This window comes from Verrucosispora sp. SN26_14.1 (assembly GCF_004307965.1).
In the GTDB taxonomy this organism is placed as follows: domain Bacteria; phylum Actinomycetota; class Actinomycetes; order Mycobacteriales; family Micromonosporaceae; genus Micromonospora.
The window spans coordinates 1-25,313 of record NZ_SISL01000017.1 but is presented as its reverse complement, the minus strand read 5'-3'; the positions used below and the strand labels follow the sequence as shown (position 1 = coordinate 25,313).

The 25,313-nt window shown below is 71.7% G+C and carries 24 protein-coding genes; 5 read left to right on the top strand and 19 right to left on the bottom strand.

Annotated features, from left to right (window positions below):
* Positions 1-9: 9 nt before the first annotated feature.
* From EYA84_RS03635 to EYA84_RS03605, 7 genes are all read right to left on the bottom strand, one after another.
* Entirely contained in the window at positions 10-1,008 is a 999-nt protein-coding gene (locus EYA84_RS03635) for an LLM class flavin-dependent oxidoreductase (protein ID WP_131051571.1), read from the bottom strand.
* A complete protein-coding gene (locus tag EYA84_RS03630) occupies positions 1,008-2,555 on the bottom strand; it encodes a class I adenylate-forming enzyme family protein (protein WP_131051570.1) in 1,548 nt (515 codons plus the stop codon). The genes EYA84_RS03635 and EYA84_RS03630 overlap by 1 nt, the downstream gene beginning before the upstream one ends.
* Entirely contained in the window at positions 2,552-3,556 is a 1,005-nt protein-coding gene (locus EYA84_RS03625; protein ID WP_161594901.1) for an LLM class flavin-dependent oxidoreductase, read from the bottom strand. The genes EYA84_RS03630 and EYA84_RS03625 overlap by 4 nt, the downstream gene beginning before the upstream one ends.
* Entirely contained in the window at positions 3,553-4,653 is a 1,101-nt protein-coding gene (locus EYA84_RS03620; RefSeq protein ID WP_131051568.1) for an LLM class flavin-dependent oxidoreductase, read from the bottom strand. Before EYA84_RS03620 ends, EYA84_RS03625 begins: the two co-directional genes overlap by 4 nt.
* An 81-nt stretch (positions 4,654-4,734) precedes the next feature.
* Positions 4,735-5,754 (bottom strand): acyl-CoA dehydrogenase family protein, encoded by a 1,020-nt coding sequence (locus EYA84_RS03615; RefSeq protein WP_131051567.1) that lies wholly within the window; start codon positions 5,752-5,754, stop codon positions 4,735-4,737.
* A 13-nt stretch (positions 5,755-5,767) separates the two neighbouring features.
* Positions 5,768-6,919: an acyl-CoA dehydrogenase family protein gene (locus EYA84_RS03610; protein ID WP_131051566.1), complete on the bottom strand. Its 1,152-nt coding sequence runs from the start codon at positions 6,917-6,919 to the stop codon at positions 5,768-5,770.
* 30 nt (positions 6,920-6,949) lie between these two features.
* Complete coding sequence (locus EYA84_RS03605; protein ID WP_161594900.1) at positions 6,950-8,497, bottom strand: AMP-binding protein; 1,548 nt, start codon at positions 8,495-8,497, stop codon at positions 6,950-6,952.
* A gap of 70 nt (positions 8,498-8,567) precedes the next feature.
* Here EYA84_RS03605 and EYA84_RS03600 point away from each other — a divergent pair, with 70 nt between their 5' ends.
* On the top strand, positions 8,568-9,551 hold the full coding sequence (locus EYA84_RS03600) for an MBL fold metallo-hydrolase (RefSeq protein WP_131051564.1): 984 nt from the start codon (positions 8,568-8,570) through the stop codon (positions 9,549-9,551).
* A gap of 3 nt (positions 9,552-9,554) precedes the next feature.
* Here the strand turns inward: EYA84_RS03600 and EYA84_RS03595 are convergent, their stop codons facing one another.
* From EYA84_RS03595 to EYA84_RS03545, 11 genes are read right to left on the bottom strand one after another with little or no spacing between them, the layout of a single operon-like run.
* Positions 9,555-11,111, bottom strand: coding sequence for a class I adenylate-forming enzyme family protein (locus EYA84_RS03595; RefSeq protein WP_201272283.1), 1,557 nt, complete (start codon positions 11,109-11,111; stop codon positions 9,555-9,557).
* Entirely contained in the window at positions 11,108-12,631 is a 1,524-nt protein-coding gene (locus tag EYA84_RS03590; RefSeq protein ID WP_131051563.1) for a class I adenylate-forming enzyme family protein, read from the bottom strand. Before EYA84_RS03590 ends, EYA84_RS03595 begins: the two co-directional genes overlap by 4 nt.
* Positions 12,631-13,125 (bottom strand): VOC family protein, encoded by a 495-nt coding sequence (locus EYA84_RS03585; protein WP_131051562.1) that lies wholly within the window; start codon positions 13,123-13,125, stop codon positions 12,631-12,633. Before EYA84_RS03585 ends, EYA84_RS03590 begins: the two co-directional genes overlap by 1 nt.
* Before the next feature lies 1 nt (position 13,126).
* Positions 13,127-14,050, bottom strand: a complete 924-nt coding sequence (locus EYA84_RS03580; RefSeq protein WP_131051561.1) for an SDR family NAD(P)-dependent oxidoreductase — start codon at positions 14,048-14,050, stop codon at positions 13,127-13,129.
* Complete coding sequence (locus EYA84_RS03575) at positions 14,047-15,231, bottom strand: acetyl-CoA acetyltransferase (protein ID WP_131051560.1); 1,185 nt, start codon at positions 15,229-15,231, stop codon at positions 14,047-14,049. Before EYA84_RS03575 ends, EYA84_RS03580 begins: the two co-directional genes overlap by 4 nt.
* Positions 15,221-16,651, bottom strand: a complete 1,431-nt coding sequence (locus EYA84_RS03570) for a zinc ribbon domain-containing protein (protein ID WP_131051559.1) — start codon at positions 16,649-16,651, stop codon at positions 15,221-15,223. The genes EYA84_RS03575 and EYA84_RS03570 overlap by 11 nt, the downstream gene beginning before the upstream one ends.
* Positions 16,642-17,433 carry an ABC transporter ATP-binding protein gene (locus tag EYA84_RS03565; protein WP_131051558.1) on the bottom strand — a complete coding sequence of 264 codons (792 nt, stop codon included), beginning with the start codon at positions 17,431-17,433 and terminating at the stop codon, positions 16,642-16,644. The genes EYA84_RS03570 and EYA84_RS03565 overlap by 10 nt, the downstream gene beginning before the upstream one ends.
* Entirely contained in the window at positions 17,430-18,317 is an 888-nt protein-coding gene (locus EYA84_RS03560; protein WP_131051557.1) for an ABC transporter permease, read from the bottom strand. The genes EYA84_RS03565 and EYA84_RS03560 overlap by 4 nt, the downstream gene beginning before the upstream one ends.
* Positions 18,318-18,322: 5 nt before the next feature.
* Complete coding sequence (locus EYA84_RS03555) at positions 18,323-19,246, bottom strand: ABC transporter permease (protein ID WP_161594899.1); 924 nt, start codon at positions 19,244-19,246, stop codon at positions 18,323-18,325.
* Positions 19,243-20,085, bottom strand: coding sequence for an ABC transporter ATP-binding protein (locus EYA84_RS03550; RefSeq protein WP_131051555.1), 843 nt, complete (start codon positions 20,083-20,085; stop codon positions 19,243-19,245). The genes EYA84_RS03555 and EYA84_RS03550 overlap by 4 nt, the downstream gene beginning before the upstream one ends.
* A gap of 2 nt (positions 20,086-20,087) precedes the next feature.
* Positions 20,088-21,611 (bottom strand): ABC transporter substrate-binding protein, encoded by a 1,524-nt coding sequence (locus EYA84_RS03545; RefSeq protein WP_161594898.1) that lies wholly within the window; start codon positions 21,609-21,611, stop codon positions 20,088-20,090.
* Between the two features lie 193 nt (positions 21,612-21,804).
* Here EYA84_RS03545 and EYA84_RS03540 point away from each other — a divergent pair, with 193 nt between their 5' ends.
* From EYA84_RS03540 to EYA84_RS03535, 3 genes are read left to right on the top strand one after another with little or no spacing between them, the layout of a single operon-like run.
* The gene (locus EYA84_RS03540) at positions 21,805-22,542 is read left to right on the top strand and encodes an enoyl-CoA hydratase/isomerase family protein (RefSeq protein ID WP_161594897.1); all 738 of its coding nucleotides are present in this window, start codon (positions 21,805-21,807) and stop codon (positions 22,540-22,542) included.
* Positions 22,539-23,357: a VOC family protein gene (locus tag EYA84_RS32360; protein WP_161594896.1), complete on the top strand. Its 819-nt coding sequence runs from the start codon at positions 22,539-22,541 to the stop codon at positions 23,355-23,357. Before EYA84_RS03540 ends, EYA84_RS32360 begins: the two co-directional genes overlap by 4 nt.
* Entirely contained in the window at positions 23,354-23,869 is a 516-nt protein-coding gene (locus tag EYA84_RS03535; RefSeq protein ID WP_161594895.1) for a flavin reductase family protein, read from the top strand. Before EYA84_RS32360 ends, EYA84_RS03535 begins: the two co-directional genes overlap by 4 nt.
* 52 nt (positions 23,870-23,921) lie before the next feature.
* Here EYA84_RS03535 and EYA84_RS03530 read toward each other — a convergent pair whose 3' ends face one another.
* Positions 23,922-24,398, bottom strand: coding sequence for a MaoC family dehydratase (locus EYA84_RS03530; RefSeq protein ID WP_131051551.1), 477 nt, complete (start codon positions 24,396-24,398; stop codon positions 23,922-23,924).
* 89 nt (positions 24,399-24,487) lie between these two features.
* Here EYA84_RS03530 and EYA84_RS03525 point away from each other — a divergent pair.
* The coding region (locus EYA84_RS03525; RefSeq protein WP_394347545.1) for an acyl-CoA dehydrogenase family protein at positions 24,488-25,313 on the top strand (826 nt) is incomplete at its 3' end.

Sequence of the window (25,313 nt, the reverse complement as noted above, 5' to 3'; positions counted from 1 at the left end):
GGCGGTTCCTTAGGGTCGGCTGGTGCGGAAGGCGGGGAACACCTCGGTGGCGAACAGTCGCAGCGAGGCGCGCAGTCGCTCGGTCGGCATGCCGAGCCATCCGGGACGGAAGATGAGATGGTCGAAGCCGAGGTCCCGCAGGGCGGAGATGCGTTCGATCAGGAACTCCGGCGAGCCCAGCAGGAGGGTGTTGCGGACCAGGTCGTCGAAGCGGTCGCGCTGCCAGCGCAGCGCCGGGTACTCGGCGTAGGTGGAGTACTCCCGCCGGGCGTGCGGCAGGGCCTCCTCGACTGCCTGTTCGGTGGTGGGCGCGCAGTACAGTTCGACGCCGACCGGGCGCTGCACGGTGGCGGGGTCGCGGCCGTACTCGGCCAGCGCCTCGTTGTAGACGGCGAGGTGCTCGGGCAGGAACCGGCGGCTCGGTGAGTTGCCCGGCGCGTACCAGGCGTCGCCGAGGCGGGCGGCGCGGCGGACGGCCTTGCGACCGCCCGCGCCGATCCAGATCGGCGGGCCGCCCGGGGTCAGCGGTCGGATGCCGATGGTGGCGTCGACCTGCGGATAGAACTCGCCGTCGTGGGTGACCGGCGTGCCGCCCCAGAGGGCCCGGATCAGTCGCAGGCTCTCGTCGAAGCGGCGGAACCGGGCCTGCGGGTCCAGGCCGAAGGCGGCGAACTCGTTCTCCCGGTAGCCGGCGCCGACACCGAGGACCACCCGTCCACCGGAGAGGTGGTCCAGGGTCGCGAACTCCTCGGCGACGTGCACCGGATGGAACATCGGCAGCAGCAGGATGCCGGTGCCGAGGGTCATCTCACCGGAGCGCGGGATCAGGCTGGCCAGCATCGAGATGGGCTGCGGGGTGGCCAGGTTGGACTGGAAGTGGTTGATCGTCCAGACCGAGTCGTAGCCGAGTTCGGCGGCGAGTTCCACGGTGCCGAACAGGTCGCTCAGGTGCCGGCCGAGGTCGTCGCCGTGCGGATACTGGTGCGACGCCATGATGCCGAACTTCATCAGCTCCGACCTCCCTCGGCGGCGGGTGCCGCGACCCGACTGGTCTTCCCGGTGGTGCTGCGTTCCAGGGCGGGTACGAACTCGACGCGTCGGGGTGCCTTGAAGTGGGCGAGCCGGTCGCGGGCGAACGCGACGATGCCGTCGGCGAGGACCGCGTCGGGGATCGAGTCGTCGGTCCGGCGGACCACGAGGGCCACCGGGATCTCGCCCAGCCGGTCGTCGGGGCGGCCGAGCACCCGGACGTCGTCGACCAGCGGGTGTTCGCGGAGTTCGTCCTCGATCTCCTCGGGCCACACCTGGAAGCCGCCGCACTTGATCATGTCTCGCTTCCGGCCGACCAGGAACAGCACGCCGTCGTCGTCGACGTAGCCGATGTCGCCGGTGTGCACCCAGCCGTCGCGGACCAGTTCGAGGGAGGCGGCCGGGTCGTCGACGTACCCCTTGGTCAACGCGGAGCGGACCACCACCTCGCCCTCCGCGCCGACCGGCAGCGCGGTGCCGGTCTCGTCGCGGATCTCCAGCTCCACCCCGGGATAGACCCGGCCGGCCGAGCCGGGCTTCCACCGACCGGCCTTCATGTCCCGGCCGTTCCACCCGGCGATGTGTCCGGCCTCGGTGGACCCGTAGTTGACCAGGATGGGTACGTGGTAGCGCTGCTCGAAGGCCCGCCGGACCGGCCAGGAGATGGCCTGTCCGGCGACCAGGACCGACTTCACGCCCTCGAACGGCAGGTCCCGTTCGGTGTGCACGATGTCGAAGACCATGGTGGGCAGGAAGAAGAAGTTGTCGAAGGCGAATCGTCGCATCAGTCCGTCGAGCCGGTCGACGCCGAAGCGTTCCCAGACCACCGCGGCCCGGCCGACGAAGTACGCGAAGAGCAGCGAGTGCTGGCCGCCGCTGTGGAACAGCGGCAGGGCGATCAGGTTGGGCTTCGCGTCGGTCGCGGCGCTGCCCTCGGCGTCGGTGCCGGTGGCCACCCGCGCCATCCGCATCAGCGACTCCCGTGAGCCGCCGTGGGTCACGCTGACCGCCTTGGGCCGGCCGGTGGTGCCGCCGGTGAACAGGATGCACGCCTCCGCGTCCGGTGCGACGTCGACGGCGGGTACCCGCGTCGGGCGTCGCCACGGCAGCGCCGGCGCCCCGGCGACCGGTTCGCTGACCGAGCGGACCGGCAGGTCGGTGCCGGCCAGGAACTCGGCGACGACCTCGGGCCGGCGGTCGTCGACGAGCAGCAGGCGCGGGGTGGTCTTGGCGACCGACTCGGCGAGTTCGGCGGCGTTGTAGAGGCTGCTGACCGTCACCGGCACCGCGCCGATCTTCCAGGCGCCGAAGAGGAAGAACACGACCTCGGGGCCGTTGGTCAGATAGCAGGCGACCCGGTCACCGGCGCCGACGCCCTCGGCGCGCAGTGCGGCGGCGACGCCCCCGGCCAGCAGGTCGATCTCGTCGAAGGTCCACGAACGGCCGTCCTCGCCGTGCAGGCCCGGCACGTCGCCCCGGTCGGTGCCGCGCCCGTGCAGGATCAGGGCGAGATTCGCGCCGCTCATCGCGTCGACTCCTCGGTGCTCGGGGTGGCGACCCGGCTGACGACCTCGGCGCCGAATCGGGCGAGCTGGTCCATCGCCTCCTCCTGACTGGCGCCGACGAACTGGTGCCGCAGGGACACCTCGGTGATGCCGAGGTCGTTCTCCCAGCGGCGGAGCTTGTCGACGATCTCGTCGGCCGACCCGACCAGACAGTCCTGGGCCAGGTAGCGGTCCAGGTCCAGCGACTGGGCCTCGTCCCACGACTTGTAGCCCGCGTACTGGCGTTGCAGGTGCGGGCGGACCGCCGCGACGGCGCTGCGGTAGCTGTCGCCGATGAACGCCTCGCGGCTCATCGGGTACTCGCGGACCGGGTCGAGGCCCCGTTCGGCGAGTTCGGCGCGGTAGATGCCGAGGAGTCGGGCGAGTTCGGCGTCGTCGCCCTTGGGGCCGATGAGCCAGGGGGCGTCGAGCCGGGCCGCGCGTCGGATGGCGGGTTCGGCGAACGCGCCGATCCAGATCGGCGGGCCGCCGGGCTGCACCGGGCGCAGCGGCAGGCTGGCCTGCGGCACCTCGCCCCAACTGCCGGCGGCGTCGATCGTCTCGCCGCGCCACAGGGCGCGCAGGATCGGGACGTACTCGCGCAGGCGGCGCAGCCGGTCCTCCCACGCCACGCCGAAGGCGGTGGTCTCCCGGCGTCGGTAGCCGGCGCCGATGCCGACGGTCAGCCGACCACGGGTCAGCACGTCGAGGGAGGCGAGGTCCTCGGCGAGGGCGATCGGGTTCAGCAGGGGCGCCAGCAGGACGCCGAAGCCGATACGGATGCGGTTGGTGGCGTGTCCCAGGTGACCGGCGAGCGGGATCGGCTGCACGAACGCCGACCGGGCCAGGTAGTGGTGTCCGAGGTAGACGCCGTGGAAGCCGGCAGCTTCGGCGGCGGCGGCCTGGGCGAGGACGCCGTCGATGCCCTCGGTGGGCGACGCCGCCGGGTCGAACTGGGCGCTGAGGAAGCAGCTGATCCTCACCCGACGACCGCCTCGGCGGCGGCGGGCGCACTCACCGTGTCGTCCTTCGCGGCGGTGGCGCGGAAGTGCGGGATGACCTTCGCGGCGAACTCCTCCATCGACTTGAGCGCGGCCCTGCGGTCCAGCGACGGGATCCGCAGCCAGCCGATGTAGTGGTTGATGCCGAGCTGTTCGCGCAGCATCTCGATGGTCTCGATGACGCGGTCGGCGGAGCCGAAGTTGCCGCCGTGGGTCAGGGTCTGCTCCAGCGTCAGCAGCTCGATGTTCTTGGCGACCGCCGCGTAGTAGGCACGCTCCTTGTCGATGGCCTCCTCCGAGCCGGGGATGACCTTGCCGACGGACTTGTAGTAGTTGAGGGCGGCCTGGGCTGCCGCGCGCAGTCCCTCACTGCTGTCACCGCACCAGACCTGCTGCATGAAGGGCAGGTCGTAGGTGCTGATGTCGAATCCGTTCTCCCGCATGCTCTGCCGGTAGAGGTCGAAGTTGCGTTGCATCACGCCCAACGGGGTGAAGTTCGGCGAGGTGATGATCGACTCGCCGAGGGCGCCGCGTTCGCGGAAGCTGTCCGGGGAGACGGTGCCCTGGAGGATGGGCGGACCACCGGGGGTGTACGGCCGGGGGTAGGTCGTGACGTTGTCGTACTGGAAGATCTTGCCGTGGTAGGAGAAGTTCTCCTGCGACAACGCGAGCCGCAGCACCTCCAGCGTCTCCTGGTAGCGCTGCTTCGACTCCTCCAGCGGGATGCCGAAGCCGGCGAACTCGGCGGGCTGGTAGCCACGGCCGACGCCGATGGAGACCCGGCCTCCACTGAGTACGTCGAGGGCGGCGATGTCCTCGGCCAGCCGCAGCGGGTGGTGCAGCGGCAGCACGAGGACTGCGGTGCCGATGGTGATCTGTCGGGTCCGCTCGGCGACGGCCATGCCGAAGTTCACCGGGCTGCCGAGGATGCCGTACTTCGAGAAGTGGTGCTCGGCCAGCCAGATCGAGTCGAACCCGAGCTCGTCGGCCAGCTGGATCTCGTCGAGGGTCTCTCGCAGCACCTGGTGATCGGATGTGCCGTCACTCACCGGGAACAGGTTCATGATTCCGAACTTCACGGCTTCTCCTCGTTTATTCCGACCAGCCGGTATGTTACCGCTGTGGTCGTCGACCTGCAAGGGTTTCGCAGGTCAGCGGGGTTACGACGAACGTCGAGAGGCGATGCGCAACTCGCCGGCACGGCGGCGGTGCCAGGAGCCGCGACCGAATCGGGCGTCGAGCACCAGGGCTCGGCGCAGGAACAGGTGCGGCACCGCCTCCATCGTGATGCCCATGCCGCCGTGCACCTGGATGCACCGCTCGGCGGCGAACACCGCCGCCGCCCCGGCCGCCGCCTTGGCCGCGTGCACCTGGATCTCCGCGTCCGGGCGTCCGTTGTCGACCGCCCAGGCGGCGTAGAGGGTCAGGTCCCAGGCGGCCTTGCGGGCCGTGGCGGCCTCGGCGAGCTGGAAGGCGACGCCCTGGAACGAGCCGATCACCCGACCGAACTGCTGACGGGTACGCGCCTGCTCGGCGGCCAGCTCGATCGCGCCCTGCGCGACACCGCAGAGTTCGGCGGCGACCACCAACGTGGCGCGGGCCGCCCCGGTGCCGGCCGGCACGATCTCCTGCGGATCGGGCAGCGTGACGTCCGACAGCGGCACCGACGGGTCGACCGACTCGCGCGCGGTCACCTCGACCGGCACGCTGGTCCACACGCCCTCGGCGGCGCCCAGGGCGACCACCGCGTCCGCCTGTGCCGCGTACGGCACCAGGGTGCGGACCGCCGAGCGGGGCGACACCTGGTCCGCCCGCGCGGTGGCCCCCGGCACGTCCACCGCCGGGGTCAGCACCCGGCTGCCGTCGAGCACCTCGTCCGGCAGCGGCGTACCGTGCCCGCTGCCGCAGAGCAGTTGCACCGCCGCCGCGTGCGCCGGGAACCGGCTCGCGACGAGCCGTTCGCCGAGCGCCTCGACGGCGACGAGCAGGTCGATCAGGCTCGACCCGATGCCGCCGACCTGCTCCGGCACACCGAGGAGCCCGAAGTCGCGCAACAGCGTCGCGTCACCGGCGGGGGCCTGCCAGTGCGTCGGCAGCCCGCCCGTGGCGCGTTCCGCGTCGGCCAGCGCGCCGACGGTCTTGGCGATGTCCTGCTGTTCCTGGGTGAATGTTGCCCGCACGCGATGACTCCGCTCAGCGTGAGCGGGGCAGGTTCAGCACCCGCTCCGCCAGGATCGATTTCTGGACCTCCTCCGTGCCGCCCTCGATGGTGTGGGCGCGGGCACGCAGGTAGCGGCGCATCCGGGCGGCGGCGCCGTCGCCGTCGAGCAACACCCCGCCCCCGTCGTCGAGGTGCACGGCGAGCCGGTTGGCGCGCTGCACCACCCCGGCCCAGAGGCTCTTGAGGGCCGAGGTCTCCGGTCCGGGCACTCCCCCGGCGCGGCTCTCGCCGAGCATCCGCATCGACCCGATCCGCACCGCCTCGGCGTCGCACTGCAACGCGCCGACCGCGTCGACGAAGGCACTGTCGTCGGCCACCCCGCGCGCGATGCCGAGGTCGACGACCCGGTCCACCGCCTGGCGGGCCCACACCCAGAGGTTCAGCGCCATGCTGCCGCGCTCGAAGGCGAGCGTGGTCAGGGCCACCCGCCAGCCGTTGCCGACCCCGCCGAGCACGTCGGCGTCGGGGACGAAGACGTCGTCGAGGAACATCTCGTTGAACTCGGTGTCCCCGTTGATCATCGTCAGCGGCCGGACGGTGAACCCGTCCATCGGGGCGAGGAAGTAGGTGATCCCCTGGTGCTTGGGCGCGTCGGCGTCGGTGCGGGCGAGCAGCAGGCACCGGGAGGCGTTGTGCGCGTTCGACGTCCAGATCTTGGCGCCGTTGATCAGCCAGCCGCCGTCCACCTTCGTGGCGGCGGTCCGCAGACCGGCCAGGTCGGATCCGGCGCCGGGCTCGCTGAAGCCCTGACACCAGTACTCCTCGCCGCGCAGGATGCCGGGCAGGTGCCGGGCCTGCTGCTCGTCGGTGCCGTGCGCGATGACGGTCGGTCCGGCGAGCATCATGCCGACCCCGTTGAGCGGGTACGGCGCACCGCGTACCGCGGCCTCCTCGTTGAAGATGGCCTGTGCCAGCGAGTCCAGGCCCCGGCCACCGTGCACGACCGGCCACGACAGCCCGGCCCAGTTGCCGGCGCAGAGCCGGTCCTGCCAGACCCGCGACCAGTTCTCGCGCTCGTCCTGCGACAACTCCTCCTGGTCGGGGACGTCGCTCAGCGCCTCGTCCAGCCAGGCGCCGACCTCACGCCGGAACGCCAGGTCGGACGCGCTGTCATCGAAGTCCATCCGCCCCTCCCCTCGTGTCGTACCGTCCGGTCACGCCGTCACCTCGCGGGTACGCCGCAGCCGGGCCTTGTAGAGCTTGCCGTTCGGATCGCGCGGCAGCGCGTCGCGCACCAGGTAGGACACCGGGCGCTTCGGCTTGGCCAGGCGGTCGGCGAGGTAGCGGCGCAGCCCGTCGACGGCGGCGTCGCCCTCGGGCGCGTCGTCGCGCAGGACGACGTGCGCCTGCGGCACCTCGCCGAACTCCGGGTCGGGTACGCCGATCACCCCGGCGTCGGCGACCCACTCGTGGGCCAGCAGCGCCGCCTCGATCTCGGCCGGGTAGACGTTCACGCCGCCGACCAGGATCAGCTCCGATGCCCGGCCGGTGATGTAGAGGAACCCGTCGGCGTCGACGTGGCCGACGTCCCAGACGGTCATCAGGCCGTCGCGGCGGGAGCCCTCGGTCTTGCCGGGATCGTTGTGGTACTCGACCCGGTCGTTGCCCTGCCGCATGTACACGATGCCGGTCTGCCCCACCGGCACCTCCTCGCCCTGCTCGTCGAGGATCCGCAGGGTGGAGATGGACGCCGGGCGGCCGACCGTGCCGGGGTGCGCGAGCCACTCGTGCGGGCGGGCGATCGTGGTGCCGACCTCGGTCGAGCCGTAGTACTCGTAGACCACCGGGCCGAACCAGTCCAGGATCCGCTGCTTGACCTCCAGCGGGCAGGGTGCCGCGCCGTGCAGCACGTAGCGCAGCGAGGAGACGTCGTAGTCGTCGCGTACCGACTCGGGCAGTTGCAGCAGCCGGTAGAAGTGCGTCGGCACCATGCTCGTGCCGGTGACCCGCTGCTCCTGGACGCGCCGCAGGAAGCCCTCCGGCGTCCAGCCGTCCATCAGCACCATCGTGCCGCCGGCGTGCAGCGCGCCCATCGCCGGGGTGATGTTGGCGGAGTGGTACATCGGCGCGGAGACCAGCCAGGACGCGAAGGCCGGGCGTTCCATGCCGAACTCGGCGAACAGCCACCGGTAGGTCAGCGCCCCGGCGTCGGCGTCGATGCCGCTCAGCGGGCGCTTGACGCCCTTCGGTCGGCCGGTGGTGCCCGAGGTGTACATCATCAGCGAACCCGCCGGGACCTGTTCCGGACTCACCGCCGGCATGTCGGCGGTGAGCGCCGACAGCGGCTGCGCCCGGTCGGTCTGCGGGGTGCCGTCGACGAAGACCTGGATGCCGGGTGCGGCCTCGGCGGCGGAGACGACGACCTGCTCGACGCGCGCCGAACCGACCACCACCTTGGCGCCGCTGTCGGCCAGGACGTACGCGATCTCCGGCTCGGTGAGGTGGTAGTTGAGCGTGACCAGGTACAGGCCGGACTGCATCGCCGCGAGGTACATCGCGATCATGCCGGCGCTGTTGGTCATGACCGCGGCCACCGTGTCGCCGACCTGGAGCCCGGCCCGGGTACGCAGACCGTGCGAGATCCGGTTCACCTCGGCGAACAGTTCCCCGTAGGAGATCCGGCGGTCGTCGGGGGTGACCACCGCGCACAGGTCGGGCGCTGCGGTCGCCCACAGCCGAAAGCCGGTCCGCTCCTCGCTCATCGGACTCCTTGAGTTAGATTCCGACCATCCGGTATGTTGTGTTGTCCCACCGTAAGGGAGCCGAGCGACGATGTCCATACCCGCGATCGACGCCCACGCCGCCAGCTACCGCGCCCGTGAGGTGCCCGCACCCGCCCAGGTCGTGGACGGTGTCTGGGCCGTGCCCGTCCCTCTGCCCGGCAGCGCCCTGCGCTACGTCACCGTCTATCTCCTGGACACCGCCGACGGGCTCGTCCTCGTCGACGCCGGCTACGACCACCCGGCCTGCTGGCGCGCGTTCACGCAGTCCGTGGAGTCCCTCGGGCACCGGGTCGAGGCGATCGGCACCGTCCTGCTCACCCACAACCACCCCGACCACGTCGGCTTCGCCGCCCGGCTCCAGACGACCGCCGGGGCCCGCATCGTGATCGGCCGCCCCGACGACTTCGCCACCATGCACCGCACCCGGGGCACGTTCCTCGCCCAACTGCGCGCCGCCCTCGACCTCACCGGAGCCCCCGCCGACGTGGTCGAGTCGATGTACGCCGACGCCGTCGACGTCGCCGTGCACCACGAGAACCTGCGGCCGGACGTGACCGTCACCGACGAGACCGGGTTCCGCTTCGGCGACGTGACCGTGAGCGCCGTCCCCACCCCCGGGCACACGTACGGCCACACCGTCTATCTCGACACCCGGGGTCTGGTCTTCACCGGGGACACCATGATGGCCGAGGGCCCCACCCAGCTCGCCATCGTCAGCCGCCCCGAGGACGACCCGGCCGCCGACCTGTTCCGCAGCCTGGCCCGCATCCGCGCCCTCGACGCCGCGGTGGCCTGTCCGGCCCACCAGTTCCCGTACCGGGACGTCGCCGCCCGGGTCGACGAGCTGACCGCGTACCACCGCGACGAGGTCGACGCGGTGCGGGACCTGACCGTGGTCGGCGACGACGCGTGGACGCTGGCCCGGCGGATGACCTGGCAGAAGCCGTGGGACGAGCTGGGTCGGGGCACCCGCCGCTTCCACCTCGTGCACGCTCTCGCCCTGCTGCGGACGGCGACCGGCACCGACCGGTGACGCTCAGCCGGGCCGCTGGTCGCCGTACGTCCAGTCCGGCCGTAGTGTCGGCCGCAGGTCCCGCAGGCTGCGCTTGAGCACCTTGCCGGACGGGTTGGTGGGCAGCTCGGTCACCAGGTAGACCTCCTTGGGCACCTTGAACCCGCCGAGCCGCTCCCGGGCGTACGCGATCAGCTCCTCGGCGGCCAGCCCCGGGCGGCCCACCACGAACGCCACCGGCACCTCCACCCACACCGGGTGCGGCGCCGCCACCACCGAGACGGCCAGGACCAGCGGATGGCCGGCCAGGACGTTCTCGATCTCGGCGCTGGACATGTTCTCCCCGCCGCTGCGGATCATGTCCTTGAGGCGGTCCCGGATGTAGAGGTAGCCGTCGGCGTCGAAACAGCCCACGTCACCGGTGTGGAACCAGCCGTCGCGGAAGGCGGCACGGGTCGCCTCCGGGTCGTCGAGATAGCCGGGGCTCACCTTCGGCCCGCGCGCGATCACCTCGCCGTCCTCCCCCACCGGCACGTCGTCGCCGTTCGCGTCGACCACCCGCACCTGGACCCACGGCGCGGGAATGCCGACCGAGCCCTGCTTGCTCTGCGCGTGGGCGGCGTCCAGATAGGTCAACCCGCTGCACGTCTCGGTGAGACCGTAGCCCTCGATCAGCCGCGCGTTCGGGAACAGGGTGCGCGCCACCGCGTACAGGGCCGCGCTCACCTGGGAGTAGATCACCCAGCGCACCGAGGAGAGGTCGGCGTCCACCGTGTTCTCACTCTCGCGCCGGAGCATGTCGAGCATCGTCGCGGCCATCACCATCCCGGTGATCCGCTCGGTGCCGATCGCCTCCAGCACGGCCGCCGGGGCGAAGCGTCGCTGGAGCACCATGCAGCCGCCGACGTGCCAGATGCCGTACCCGGGCAGGTCGGTGCCGCCGACGTGGTAGAGCGGCGCGAAGTTGAGGATCCGGTCGCCCGCCCGCAGCCCGAGTTCGACGATCTGGGCGTGCATGTTCATGTTCACGTTGCCGTGGGTGAGCAGCACGCCCTTGGGCAGGCTGGTGGTGCCGGAGGTGTAGACGATCCGTTGCAGCGCGTCCGGATCGAGGTCGGCGTCGGGCACCCGGGCGCCACGGTGGGCCTCGATCAGCGCCCGCAGGTCGGTCCAGCCGTCGCCGATCGGTTCCAGCGCGTACCGGCGTACCTGCGGCAGGCGGGCGGTGGCCAGGTCGGTCAGGTCGGCGAACTCGGGGACGGTCGCGACCGCGCACACGTCGGCGTGTGCGAGCAGCCGCGCGATCTCGCCGGACGTCAGCCGGTAGTTCAGCGGCACGAAGACCGCGCCGAGCTTCGCCGCCGCCAGCGACAGGATGAGGAACTCGGGCACGTTGTTCGCCACGATCGCGATCCGGTCGTCCCGGCCCAGCCCCTCGGCGGCGAGACCGGCCGCGAGCGCGTTGACGTCCTGGTCGAGCTGTCGGTGGGTCCACCGCCGGCCCTCGAACACCAGCGCGTCGTCGTCGCCGAAGCGCCGCGCGTTGCGGGCCAGCATGGCGGCCAGGTTGGCGGTGCTCACCGGGCCGCCTCGATCTCGCGCAGCCCCTTCTTGAGCACCTTGCCGGAGTCGTTGCGCGGCAGCGTGGTGACCACCTCCACGTACTTCGGGACCTTGTACCGGGCCAGCTCGGCCCGGCAGTGCTCGCGCAGGGCCTCGCCGGTGACGGTGGCGCCGTCGCGCAGGATGACGAACGCCTTCGGCACCTCGTCCCAGGTCGGGTCCGGTACGCCGATGACGGCGACCTCGGCGACGTCCGGATGCTGCGCGAGAACCCGTTCGATCTCGGCGCTGGCGATGTTCTCCCCACCCGACTTGATCAGGTCGGCGCGCCGGTCGACGAACCACAGGTAACCGTCGGCGTCGATCCGGCCCACGTCGCCGGTGAGGAACCAGCCGTCGCGGCGGGTCCGCCGGTTGGCCTCGTCGTCGTTCCAGTAGCCGGGCGACACCTTCTCGCCACGGACCACGATCTCCCCCTCCACCCCCGGTGGCACCGGCTGGAACCGCTCGTCGACGATCTCGATCCGGACGCCCGGGAACGGTGCGCCGAGCGCGCCGAGCTTGCTCTGCTCGTGGGCGGCGTCGAGGTAGCAGGCGCCGTTGCACAGCTCGGTCATGCCGAACGTGTCGACCAGCCGGACGTGCGGCAGCCGCCGTTTCACCTCCTGCCGCACGCGCGGCGCGACCCCGGCGAACAGCAGGTAGCGCAGCGACCGCAGGTCCGGCGGCTCGGCGAGGTCGAGCAGTCCGAAGAGGATCTGGGCGGCGAGGACCATGCCGGTGACGTGTTCCTCGGCGGCGACGCGGGCGATGTCGGCCGCCTTGAACGTCGGCGTCAACACCATCGTCGCGCCCGCGACGAAGGTGGCCAGGCCGGGTGCCTCCAGACCGCTGACGTGGAACAGCGGCGCGGAGACCAGGATCCGGTCCTGCGGGGTGAGTTCCAGTTCGAGCAGTTGGGCGAGGTGGTTGGCGGTCAGGTTGCCGTAGGTGTGGATCACACCCTTGGGGCGGGCCGTGGTGCCCGAGGTGTAGAGCAGGCGGTGCACGTCGCCGGGCTCCTTGGCCGCGTCCGGGACCCGGACGCCCGCCGGTTGGCCGGCCAGCAGGGCTGCCAGCCGCCGGGCGTCGCCGACCACCCGGTCGCCGTTGGCGACGGCGGTCCGCAGGCCGGTACCGGCCAGCAGCCGGCCCGCGTCGCCGGCGAAGTCGTCGTCGTAGAGCAGCGCGGTGATGCTGGCCTGGTCGATGACGTACGCCTGCTCGTTCGGGTGCAGCCGCCAGTTCAACGGCACCGAGATCGCGCCGATCCGGCTCAGGGCGAGCAGTTCGAGGACGTACGTGGCGGTGTTGCGCCCCAGTACGCCGACCAGTTCACCAGGGCCCAGCCCGGCCGCGAGCAGCGCCGCCGCGTGCCGGTCGACGTCGGCGTCCAGCTCGGCGTACGTCCACCGGGCCGCGCCGTCGACCAGGGCCTCCCGGTCGGCGCGGCGCAGGGCCTGCCGGCGCAGCGTCAGCGAGAAGTTGCTGCCCGCCATCAGCCGTCCGCCTCCCGCCGCCGGGCGAGGATCTCCTCCCGTGACGGCAGCGACACGAACTCCAACAGGTTGCCGTCGAGGTCGCGGGCCGCGAACGCGGTGATGTACCCGTAGTTTTCCAGCAGCACCCGGTTCGGCGGGGTGAGGCACTCGGCGCCGAGCGACACCAGTCGGGCGTGCAGCTCGTCCATCTCGTCCACCGGCACCGCGAAGCTGAGCAGGAAGGGGCCCAGTTCCAGGTGCCCACCGGTGGCGGTCCGGGTCGGGGTGCCGTTCCACTCGATGAGTTCGAGCTGGCCGATCTGGCTAGGCCCCTGGAGGTACTGCACCCGGCCGGTGGTGCCGGCGGGCAGCCCCAGCGACACCTCGATACCCGGCCCGCCGACGTCGGTACGCAGCGTGCGGCGGTAGCCCAGCGCCTGCTCGTAGAAGTCGGCGGCCCGGTCGACGTCGGAGACGGTCACCGCCACGTGGTGCACTTCGCTGACCGGCATGTCACTCGCCTTCCGTACGGTCCGACGGGCCGGACAGGGCCTGCTGGATCAGGGCGACCTCGTCGGCACCGCTCTCCGGCACGATGAAGTCGTCCAGCCGGCAGATGTCGTCGATCGAGTCGAGGATGTCGTCGGGCGAGGCCGGTGCGACGCCGCCGTACCAACCGGGCGTGACGCCCAGGAAGATCCGCCCGACCCGGCCGCCGCCGACGGTGAGGATGTGCCGGTTGAGCTGGCACTGTTCGGAGGCGAGGAAGGTGGCCACCGACGCGACGTGCTGCGGGTCGAACCGCTCGGTCAGGTCGCCGAGGAGGTTCTCGGTCATCCGGGTCGCGGCGGTGGGGGCGATCGCGTTGACCAGGATGCCCCGGCGGGCGCCCTCCAGCGCGAGCACGTTCATCAGGCCGACCAGGCCGGCCTTGGCCGCGCCGTAGTTGGCCTGCCCGAAGTTGCCGAACAGCCCGGACGACGAGCTGGTCAGCACGATCCGGCCGTAGCCCTGCCCGACGAGGTGCGGCCAGGCGGGCCGCAGCACGTGGAACGCGCCGGCCAGGTGCACGTCGAGGACGGCGGTGACGTCCTCCTCGGCCATCTTCGCCAGCGTCCGGTCGCGCAGGATGCCGGCGTTGTGGATGATCCCGTCCACCCGCCCGTAGGCGTCGATGGCGCGGCCGACCAGGTCCGCGCCGCCGGCTGCGGTGGCCACCGAGTCGGTGGACGCGACGGCAGTGCCGCCGGCCGCGCGGATCTCGTCGACCACGGTCTGCGCGGCACCGGAGGAGCCCGAGCCGTCGACCGCGCCGCCGAGGTCGTTGACGACCACCTTGGCGCCGCGCGCGGCGAGCGTGTGGGCGTGCGCCCGGCCGATGCCGTTGCCCGCGCCGGTGACGATGACGACCCGGCCGTCCAGGCTGACCCGGCTCATCGCTCGCTCCCCAGGACCGCGACGAACGCGACGCAGGAACCCGGCTGGCCGCCCAGGTTCTGGGCCACCGCCACCCGGGCGTCGGGCACCTGCCGGGCGCCGGCCTCACCCCGCAGTTGGGTGAAGCACTCGAAGACCATCCGCAGCCCGGTGGCGCCGATCGGATGGCCGAACGACTTCAGCCCGCCGTCGGTGTTGACCGGCAGCGCGCCACCGAGGTCGTACCGGCCGTCGAGGATGTCGCGCCATGCCTTGCCGCGCGCCGAGAATCCCAGGTCCTCCATCAACACCACCTCCGTCGGCGTGAAACAGTCGTGTACCTCGGCCAGCGAGATCTCGGTGGCCGGGTCGGTGATCCCCGCCTGCTCGTACGCCTGCCGCGCCGCCTCCACCACCTCGGGGAAGGTGGTGAAGTCGTAGCCGTCGGCGGCCAGCCCGGCACCGGACCCGGCGACGAAGCCCATCCCGCGCAGGAAGATCGGCTTGTCGGTGTACCGGTAGGCGTCCTCGGCGCGGACCAGCACAGCCGCCGCCGCGCCGTCGGAGACACCGGAACAGTCCAGCACGCCGAGGTCCCCGGCGATCCGGGGCGAGCGCTCCACGGCCTCGGCGGAGACCGCCTTACGGAACTGGGCGCGCTCGTTCAACGCGCCGTTCGCGTGGTTCTTCGTCGCGACCTTCGTCAGGGCGCTCCGCATGTCCCGGGCGTCGACCCCGTACGCGCGCTGGTAGGCGGGGGCGAGCAGGGAGAACCCGGCCGGCGCGGTCCAGTCCACGTCGGTGCCGTCGGCCGGTGGGAAGACCGCCGACAGGCCGGAGTACGACGAGTCCTTCAGCTTCTCCACGCCGGTCGCCATCACCATGTCGTACGCGCCGGAGGCCACCGCGAACGCGGCGTTGCGCAACGCCTCCGAGCCGGTGGCGCAGTAGTTCTCCACCCGCGTGACGGGCTTGCCGACCAGCCGCAACGGGCGGGCCAGCGTCTGCCCGGACATGCCGGAGCCCTGGGTGCCGACCCAGAACGCGTCGACGTCGTCGAGGGTCAGGCGGGGTTGGGACGCCACGCACTCGCGGACCGCGTCGACCAGCAGGTCGTCGGCGGAGGAGTGCCAGTGGTCCCGGAACGGGGTGCAGCCCATCGCGACGATCGCGACGTCGTGGGCCAATCGCCTACTGGCCATCGAGGGTGTCCTTCCTCGGGCGGAGTTTCCAGAAGTAGTTGTGGATCGCGTCGGTGGTCCACAACCGTCGGAAGGTGGGTGTCATCGACATCCCGACGACCACGTCGGCGGGGTCGACGTCGGTCGCGTACGCGCTGAGCCGACCACCGCCGTCCACGTCGGCGACGACGATCGCCACCTCCGGTTCGGGCATGGTCGTCAGGTGGTCACGGGTCGACGAGACGACCTGGGCGGTGCGGTCGCGCAGCGAGACGGTGGTGGTGGGCTCCGCCGAGGCAGCGACGACGCCGCAGCGGGCGCAGACCCGGCTGGGCGGGGTGGTGACCGTGTCGCAGGCGGTGCAGCGGCTGCCCTCCAGCCGGTACTTCCAGCCGGCGCGACGGTGCATCGGCGGGGCGGCCGGTGCCGGTTCCGCCGGGCGGGCCGGGCCCTGCACGTCCAGCAGACCCCGCCAGCGCAGGTAGCGGCCGTAGCCGAGGCGGTGCCGCGGGTCGAGCTGGGCCCGGACGGACGGTCCGCCGCGCGCCGCGCGGACCTGGTCGCCCACCCGCAGGACGAACGCGTCGGCGCCCTCGGTGACCGACAGCAGCAGGATGTGCTGGCCGGGTTCGGCCTCGTCGAGCGTGGCGGCGAGCAGCAGGCCCGGGTGGGCGGCACCGGTGAAGCCGGTGAGCCGTTCGACCGCCGCGTCCTGATTCGTACCGCCGAGCGCGCGCCGCAGGGCCGCCGCGCACCGGGCGTTGGACGACGACACGACCACGTGGTCGACGCCGTCCCGGCCGGCCTCGGTCAGGGCCCGCCGGGCCACGTCGAGCCCCGCCTCGGCGAGGACCTCCGCGGTGAACCGCTCGTCCCAGACCCGGTCGTGCCGCTCCCCCGGCAACCGCCAGCGTTCCAGCAGCTCCACGGTCCGGCCGGTGCGGGCGAGCAGGACGGCGGCGCGGGTGCCGCCACCCACGTACGCGGCGGCGGCGTCGCCCTGGGCCAGTTCGTCGGGCGCGCCCGGTCGGGTGGTCCGTACGTCGGCCAGGGCGGCCATCGCGCCGGTCCGCAGGACCGTGTCGAGCGCGACCGCGCCGGACCGGTGGCCGTGCAGGTCGACCGCGCTGATCCCGGGGTCCAGGCCGACGGCCTCGTGCACCACCGTGGCGGAGGTCTTCCCCTGGTAGGGGGCGCTCGTGGTGGCCAGCAGCAGGTGCCGGTCCGTCAAGGTGCCGGCGGCGATGTGCCGCAGCGCCTCGACGGCCATGGTGATGCTGTCCTCGTCGAAGGCGGCGACGCCGCGTACCGGTCCACCGGCGCGGGGCGGTCCGGTCGCGTCGATCCTGTTGTCGTCGAGCGCGTACGCCGGAAGGTACGCCGCGTACGCGTCGATGCCGTGCTGCTCGTGCATGGGTGCCGGGTTCTCCTTCAGCTCCACGAGGGAATGGCGGCGAGCAGTCGCCGCGTGTAGTCCTGCTCCGGCCGGTCCAGTACGCGTTCGGCGTCCCCCTCCTCGACGACGCGTCCCCCGCTCATCACCGCGATGCGGTCGCACAGGTCGCTGGCGAGCATCAGGTCGTGGGTGACGAAGAGCAGGCCGATGCCGAGTTCGTCGACCAGGGTGCGGAACAGCTCGACGACCTTGGTCTGGGTGGTCACGTCGAGGGCGGTGGTGCACTCGTCGGCGATCACCAGCGAGGGGCGGGTGACGACGGCGAGGCCGATGGCGACCCGCTGCTTCAACCCGCCGGAGAGCTGGTGGGGGTAGCTGTCCAGCACCCGGGTCGGGTCGGTGATGCGCATCTGCTCCAGCACCTGCACCGAGCGACGTTCGATCTCGGCCCGGGTGATGCCGGGAACGTGTCGTCGCAGCACCTCGGCGAGGTGGACACGGACCTTCATCAGCGGGTTCAGCGAGCGCGACGCGTCCTGGAACACCATGCCCACGGCGCTGCCACGGACCCGTCCGGTGCGGTCCACCCCGGGGGCCACCACCACGTCACCGGCGAGCGTGACCGAACCCTGCTCCACCCGGACGTTGCGTTCCAGCAGCCCGACGACGCAGCGGGCCAGGGTGGTCTTGCCGCTGCCGGACTCGCCGACCACCCCGACGATCTGGCCGCCCCGCACCTCGAGGTCGACGGTGTCGAGCAGCCGCAGGTCGTCGGTGGCGAGCCGGGCGGTGACGGAGAGACCGCTGATGGTCAGCAGGTCGGTCATCGGCGCCTCTTCCGTGGGTCGTGGTGGGTGAGCAGCGCGTCGCCGAGCAGGTTGACCAGCAGCACCAGCAGGGTGATGGCGAGGCCGGGGAAGAACGCGAGCCACCAGGCCTGGCTCAACTCGTCCTGACCGGAGGCGAGCATCGAGCCCCAGCTCGCCCGCGCGGGTCCGACCCCCAGGCCGAGGAAGCTCAACGCGCTCTCGATCAGGATCGCGGTGCCGACCTGGAGCGTGCCGAGCGCGACGATGGTCCCGGCGAGGTTGGGCAGGACGTGCCGGAAGACGATCCGGGCCTCGGAGGCGCCGGCGGCGCGCAGCCCGATCACGAACTGGCGTTCGCGTACGGCCAGGGTGGCCGCGCGGGTGACCCGGGCGCAGACCGCCCAGCCGGTGAGCGCCAGCACCAGGAACAGCACCGGCAGCGAGCTGCCCCGGTTCGAGATGATCGCGAGGGCGACCAGGATGAACGGCAGGGCGAGCTGGGCGTCGATGAGGATCGAGATGACCCGGTCGACCCAGCCCCGGAAATAGCCGGCCAGCACGCCCAGCAGCGTGCCGGGGCCGATGGCGACCAGCGCGCCGACCAGGCCGATCATGATGGTGAGCTGGCCGGCGGAGACGAACTGGGTCAGCAGGTCCTGGCCGAGCTTGTCGGTGCCGAGCGGGTGTGCCCAGCTCCCGCCGTCGAGGAAGCCGGGCGGCTGGCGGGTCGCGTCCAGGTTCTGCCCGCGCTCGGGCAGCAGCCCGGTGAACGGCAGGACGAACACCAGGACGGCGACCACGGCCAGCGGCAGGGACAGCCAGAACACCGAGGTACGCGCGCGTCGGGCGGTGCGTGCCGGCGGCACCGGCGCGGTGACCGGGTCAAGTTCGAGTTGGCTCACGGCACTCACCTCACCCTCGGGTCGACGATCGAGTGGATGACGTCCACGAGCAGGTTGAGCAGGACGAAGACCAGGGCGCCGAACACCACGATCGCCTGCACCAGCGGGAAGTCACGGAACTGGATGGCCTGCAACGCGAGCTGCCCGAGGCCGGGCCAGGAGTAGACGTACTCGACGGCGACGGCACCGGAGAGCAGGATGCCGGTCTGTAGGACGACGATGGTCAGGATCGGCATCATGGCGTTCTTGAACGCGTGCCGCCAGACCACCCGGCGACCGGCGATGCCCCGGGCCCGCGCCGCGTCGACGTACGGCTCGGCCAGTGCCTCGCTCATCGAGGCCCGGGTCAGCCGGGCGATGTGCGCCATCGGATAGACCGACATGGTGAGGGCGGGCAGGATCAGGTGCCGGAGACTGCCGGACTGCCCGGCGGGTAGCCAGCCGAGGTTCACCGCGAAGAGCACCACCAGCATCATCCCGAACCAGAAGACCGGCACGGACTGGCCGAGCAGGGCCAGCGTGGAGGCGGCCCGGTCCCACCAGGTGCCTTCCCGGGTGGCCGCGAGCACGCCCAGCGGGACGCCGACGAGCAGGGCGAGGAGCATGCCGGCAGCGACCAGTTGCAGGGTGTACGGCAGCCGATCGGCGATCATGCTGGTGTTCGCCTGGTAGAACTGCAGCGACTGCCCGAGGTCGCCGGTGAAGACGCCCTTGAGGTAGTTCAGGTACTGCACCACGAGCGGCTGGTCGAGCCCGAGTTCGGTGCGCAGCGCCTCGCGTTGTTCGGGCGGCGCCATGGGCCCCAGGATCATCGTGGTCGGGTCGCCGGAGAGTCGGCCGAGGGCGAACGCCAGGCTGAGCGCGATGAGCAGCGACGCGAACAGCGACGCGAGGCGAACGCCGATCCGGCGTACGGTGCTGGCCTTCATCGGCGGTTCCTCCATCGCGCGCCGGGCATCGCGGCCAGCAGTTCGCGCGTGTAGTCGTGGCGCGGCGTCACGAAGACCGTCTCGCAGGGGCCCGCCTCGACCACCTGTCCGCGGTACATGACGTGCACGGTGTCGCAGACGGCGCGGACCACGGCCAGGTCGTGGCTGATCATCAACAGCGCGGCACCGGTGGTCGTCCGGATCTCCCGGAGCAGGTCCAGCACGTCGGCCTGGACGGAGACGTCGAGACCGGAGGTCGGCTCGTCGGCGACGATGAGTCGGGGACGCATGAGCAGCGCGCGGGCGACGCAGACCCGCTGCGCCTGGCCGCCGGAGAGCTGGTGCGGGAACCGGTCGAGGATCTCCGGCGCGAGCCGGACCCGACCGAGCAGGTCGGCGTCGGTGATCCAGGAGGTGCGCCGGGGTTGCAGGGTACGCAGTTCCCGCAGCCCGGAGCGGACGGACTGGCGGGGGTCGAGGGAGCCGTGCGGGTCCTGGAAGACCACCTGCACCTCGGGGCGCAGTCGGCGCAGTTGCCCGCGCCCGATCGAGGAGAGGGAGTGGCCGAGCAGCCGGATGTCGCCCGTGCCGCGTGGCCCGAGCCCGGTCGCGGCCATCGCCAGCGTCGTCTTGCCGGAGCCGGACTCGCCGACGACGGCGACGCTCTCTCCGGCCGCGATGCGCAGCGACACCTGGTCCACCGCACGGAACACCTCCCCCGTGCTGCGGTTGCGGTGCTCGACGACGAGGTCGTCGACCGCCAGTACGGGCACGTCCGCCTCCGGGGTGCGGGGATGCCGGGTGTCGCCCGGCATCCCCGTCTCCACTGCCTCGGACATCGTCAGCGGGTCGTCTTCGTGAAGTCCACGGTGTTCAGGGGACCGAACTCGACGCCGGTGACACCGGGTGCGGTCGCGTAGTTGAACACCTGCCGGTACAGCGGCACGTAGCAGTGCTTCTCCACCACGCCCATCGTGTTGAGCTGCTCGTAGATCGGAGCGGCCTGATCGGCGTCGTCCTGCTCCAGCGCCTCCTGGGCCATCTCGTCGAAGCGCGGGTCGGGGCAGTTGCCGGTGATGGACTGGGTCTTCATGAAGCCACTGGCGAAGAAGTCCGGCACGGCGACGTTCGGCACCCCGGCGAAGATCGCGATGCCGGGCACCTGGCGGCCGATGACGCGCTTGACGAGCGTGCCGTAGTCGAGCGGCTCGTAGTTGACCTTGAAACCGGCCTGCTCCAGGCTGCCGCCCACGGCCTGCGCGACCTCCTCGATGTTGGTGTACTGCGCGGCCGGATAGGTGATCTGGACCGTCGGGCCACCGGAACCGACCAGTTGCTTGGCCCGGTCCAGGTTCGGGGTCACGCTCTGCGCCGGCTGCTCACCGGGCCGGACGTTGAGCAGTCCGGCGTCGGCGACCGCCTGGCCGTCGAAGATGCCGCGCACGATCGCGTCGCGGTCGATGGACAGGGCCGCCGCCTCGCGCAGTTCGGGCTTGTCGAACGGGGCCTTGGTCGAGTCCAGGAAGGCGATGATCTTCATGGCGGTCTCGGTGCTGACCACCTCGACGTTGGCCGCCTTGGCCGCGGAGGCCTGGGCCGGCGGGAGGTCGAAGGCGACGTCGACGCTCTTGCTCTGGATCAGGGCGAGCCGCTGGGCGGCCTCGTTGGCCCAGGTGAAGGTGATGCCCTGGTTGCTGGGCGCCGTTCCCCAGTACTCGGGGTTGGGCTTCACCGACATGTCGCGCCCGGCGTTGCCGCCCGCCCACACGTACGGGCCGGTGCCGACGGGGGCGGCGGCGAAGCCGTCCGAGCCCTTCTCCTCGTAGTACTTCGGGGGCACGAGGTAGACCGTGGTGAGCAGGTCCGGAATGTTGTACTGCGGGGCCTTGGTCTTGAGCACGACCGTGCCGGCGTCCGGGGCCTCGATCGAGGTGACGTTGCCGAAGTATGACTTCAGCTGCGACGCCTCGCTGTCCCGGGTGAGGGTGATGGTGTTCGCGACCGCCGCCGCGTCGGCCTTCTCGCCGTTGCTGAAGCTGACGTCGGGCCGGACGGTGAAGGTCCAGGTGGTCGCGTCGGTGCGGGTCCAGCTGGTGAGCAGGCTGGTGTCGGCCGGGCCGAGGTTGTCGTCGGTGCCGATCAGCGTTTCGAGCATGGTGGCCCAGACGATCTGGCCGGACCGTGCGCCGACGATGGGGTCGAGGGTCGCGGGCTGGGCCGCGAGCAGCGCCCGGATGGGCGTGGAGTCCGACGCGCCGGAATCCGACGAGTCGGAGTCGCCGCAGGCGGTGAGGCCGATGCCGGCGAGCGTCAGTGCCGTAGCGAGCGCCAGTGTGCGCCGTGAGTGCGAGGATTTCATGATCATCATGGCTGTCCTTCACAGGGGATGGACCCGTCGTACCCCCGCGTGACGCGGCGGTGACGTTCGCCACAAAGTACCGACCAGCCGGTATCAAGTCAACGGGTCGAGCCGGTATCTCGTCCATGACAATCAGATCACATGAGCAGGTCAGGCCCGGACATTGCCTTCATACCGACCGGTACGTATTATGCCGAGGGTGACTCCCACACTCACCCACGAACGCGACGGCCACGTCGCCCGGGTGCGATTCGACAACAGCGCCCGTGGCAACTGTCTCGACGACACGACGCTTCGCGAACTCGTGGACACCCTGGAGACCGCGGCGGCCGACGAGGCGTGCGCCGTCATCCACCTCGACATGGCCGGCCGGCACTTCTGCGGCGGCTGGGACACCTCGGCGTTCGGCCGACTGCGCGGTGCGACCGCCGCGACGGTCGCCGCCGGACTACGGGACAGCGACGCCGCCCTGCACCGCGTCCGGCACCTCCCGGTACCCGTGGTCGCCGCCGTCCGGGGTCAGGTCGTCGGCTTCGGCGCCGGCCTGCTCGGCGCGATCCACCTGCCGGTCGCCGGCGAGGGCGTCCGGCTCTCCCTCCCGGAGGCCCGGTTCGGCTTCGCCCCCGCCGGGGTCGGCCACACCATCGCCCGGTCCGTGCCCCGCCCACACGCCTACCACCTGCTGACCGGTGCCGCGACGGCGACCGCCCGGGACCTGCTCGCCTGGGGCTTGGTCGCCCAGGTGGTACCCGACGACGACGTCGACCGCGCGGTGGACGCCCTCGTCGACACGCTGCTCGCCGTGCCGTCCCGGACGCTGCGCGCGGTGGTCCAGGTCGTCGAGTCGAGCCTGGAGTCCGGCACCGCCGACCGGGCCTACGAGATCTCCGCCGGCACCATCGTGGCGGGGCTGAGCACCCGGGAGGTCTCCGGATGAGTCAACCGTTCCGGCCCGGCGAGGCCGTCTGGGTGGAGTTGTGCACCCCACGGCCGGAGCAGGCCGAGGAGTTCTATCGCACGCTGTTCGGCTGGACCGTACGCACCGAGCGGCTCGGCACCACCACGTACCGGATGTGCAGCCTGGACGGCCGCGACGTGGCCGGCATCTCCGACGCCACCGCGCTGCACGGCGGCCGGCCCCGGGGCTGGATCGCCTACTTCGCGGTCCACGACATCCACCGCTCCGCCGCGCAGGCGGTCGCACTCGGCGGCGAGTTGGTGACCCCGCCGCGTTACCTGCCCGCCGCCGGGACCGGTGCCGCCGTCATCGACCCGTTCGGCGCCGCGTTCGGCCTCTATCAGGGCGAGTCACGAGCCGGTGTCCAGATGCTCAACTCGGTCGGCGCGCTCTGCTGGAACGAGCTGGACACCGGGGAGCCGGACCGCGCGGTGGCCTACTACCGGTCGCTGTTCGGATACACCACCCGGCAACACGGGGACTCCCCCACCGCCCGTCCCTACAGCCTGCTGATGCTCGGCGACGTCCCGGTCGCCGGCGTGCTGGCCCTGGACAACGACTGGCCGAACCTGATCCCGTCGAAATGGATCACCTACTTCGCGGTCGCCTCGCTGGACGACGCGCTGCGCCGGGTCGTCGCGCTGGGCGGGACGCCCACCGTCGGTCCGGTCGACAGCCCGCACGGGCGGCTTCACCTGGTGAAGGATCCCGGCGGGCACACCCTCTGCCTGATCCAGCTGGAAGACGGACTACGCCCGCACCATCCCTCCTCCGACCCGGCGGTGACCCGATGACGGCCGAGCCCCTGTTCGACTCCGCCGAGTTCCGTCAGGTGTGCGGACACTTCCCCACCGGTGTCACGGCGGTGACCGCGGTGACCGGTGACGGCACCGTCGCCGCGCTGACGGTGAACTCCTTCACCTCGGTGTCGCTGCGCCCCCCGAAGGTGCTGTTCTGCGTCACCAGCTCCTCGTCGAGCTTCCCGGTGCTGATGGACTCGGCCCGGATCGCCGTGCACATCCTCAGCCAGGACCAGGAGGACGTGGCGCGCCGGTTCGCCACCTCCGGGCTGTCCGGGGCGGACAAGCTCGACGGCGTCTCCTGGGTGCCCGGGCCGGACGGCGTCCCGCTGCTGCCCGGCACGCCCGCGGTCCTGGCCGGGCGCCGCGACACGGCGATCACCAGCGGCGACCACGTGATCATCCTGATCGACGTGGACCACGTGCACCTGAAGCCGACGAGCGTCCCGGCCCTGTCGTTCTATCGGGGGCGGTTCGTCGCGCCGTCGAGCACGCCGGGAGAGTGACCCGCCGAGACGGCGGGGAGGTGACCGCCGGTATGCCCGGCGGCCACCGCCGTCACGGCAGGTAGCGGAAGAGGATCTCCGCCACGCAGCAGGTGGTGGAGTCCTCGGCGAACTCCACCACCACCGACGCCTTGGCCTGCACGCCGCCCGGCACCCCGGCGATCGGCTCGGCGGCGAGCAGCGTCGCGGTGCCCTGGATCGGCACGCCCGGCGGCAGCGGCTTGACGAACCGGACCCGGTCCAGCCCGTAGTTGACGCCCATCGAGAACGTCGTGACCTCCAGGATGTCCGCGAGCAGACGCGGCACCAGAGCCAGGGTGAGGAACCCGTGCACGATCGTCGTGCCGAACGGGCCGGATCGGGCCCGTTCCACGTCGACGTGGATCCACTGGTGGTCCTTGGTCACGTCGGCGAAGCGGTCGACCTCGTCCTGGGTGACCACCTGCGGCTCACTGGCACCCAGTTCCCGGCCGACGAGGTCGAGCAGGTCGGCCGGGGTGGGCGCGATGGTGCGGGAGGCGGTACGCATCGGGCGGCTCCATTCGTGGGATCAGGGAGGATGAAGCATACCGACCGGATGGTATGCTCCCGCCAGGGTTCAGGACGAGGAGGTTCTCCGTGGCGTTTTCCGCGTACCAACTGCCCGAGGAGCATGAGGCCGTTCGCGAGGCCGTTCGGGCGGTCTGCGACCACCGGGTCGCCCCGCACGCCGCCGCCGCCGACGAGAACGCCGAGTTCCCGCAGGCCTCCTACGACGCCCTGCGCGCGGCCGACTTCCACGCCCCGCACATCCCCGAGGAGTACGGCGGCGCCGGTGCCGACGCGCTGGCCACCGCGATCGTCATCGAAGAGGTCGCCCGGGCCTGCGCCACGTCGTCGCTGATCCCGGCCGGCAACAAGCTCGGCACCATGCCGTTGCTGCTCGCCGCCGACGACCGGCTCAAGCAGCGGTACCTGCCACCGGTCGCGCGGGGCGAGGCGATGTTCTCGTACTGCCTCTCCGAGCCGGAGGCCGGCAGCGACGCTGCCGGTATGCGGACCCGCGCCGAGCGCGACGGCGACACCTGGGTGCTCAACGGCGTGAAGCGGTGGATCACCAACGCCGGGCTGAGCGAGTACTACACGGTTTTCGCGGTGACCGACCCGACCGCGCGGTCGCGGGGCATCTCCGCCTTCGTGGTCGAGAAGTCCGATCCGGGGGTCAGTTTCGGTGCTCCGGAGAAGAAGTTGGGCATCAAGGGCTCGCCGACCCGCGAGGTCTACCTGGACAACGTCCGGATCCCGGCGGACCGGATCATCGGCGCCGAGGGCACGGGATTCGGCACCGCGATGAAGACCCTGGACCACACCCGGGTCACCATCGCCGCGCAGGCGCTCGGCATCGCGCAGGGTGCGCTGGACTACGCCAAGGGGTACGTGGCCGAGCGTAAGCAGTTCGGCAAGG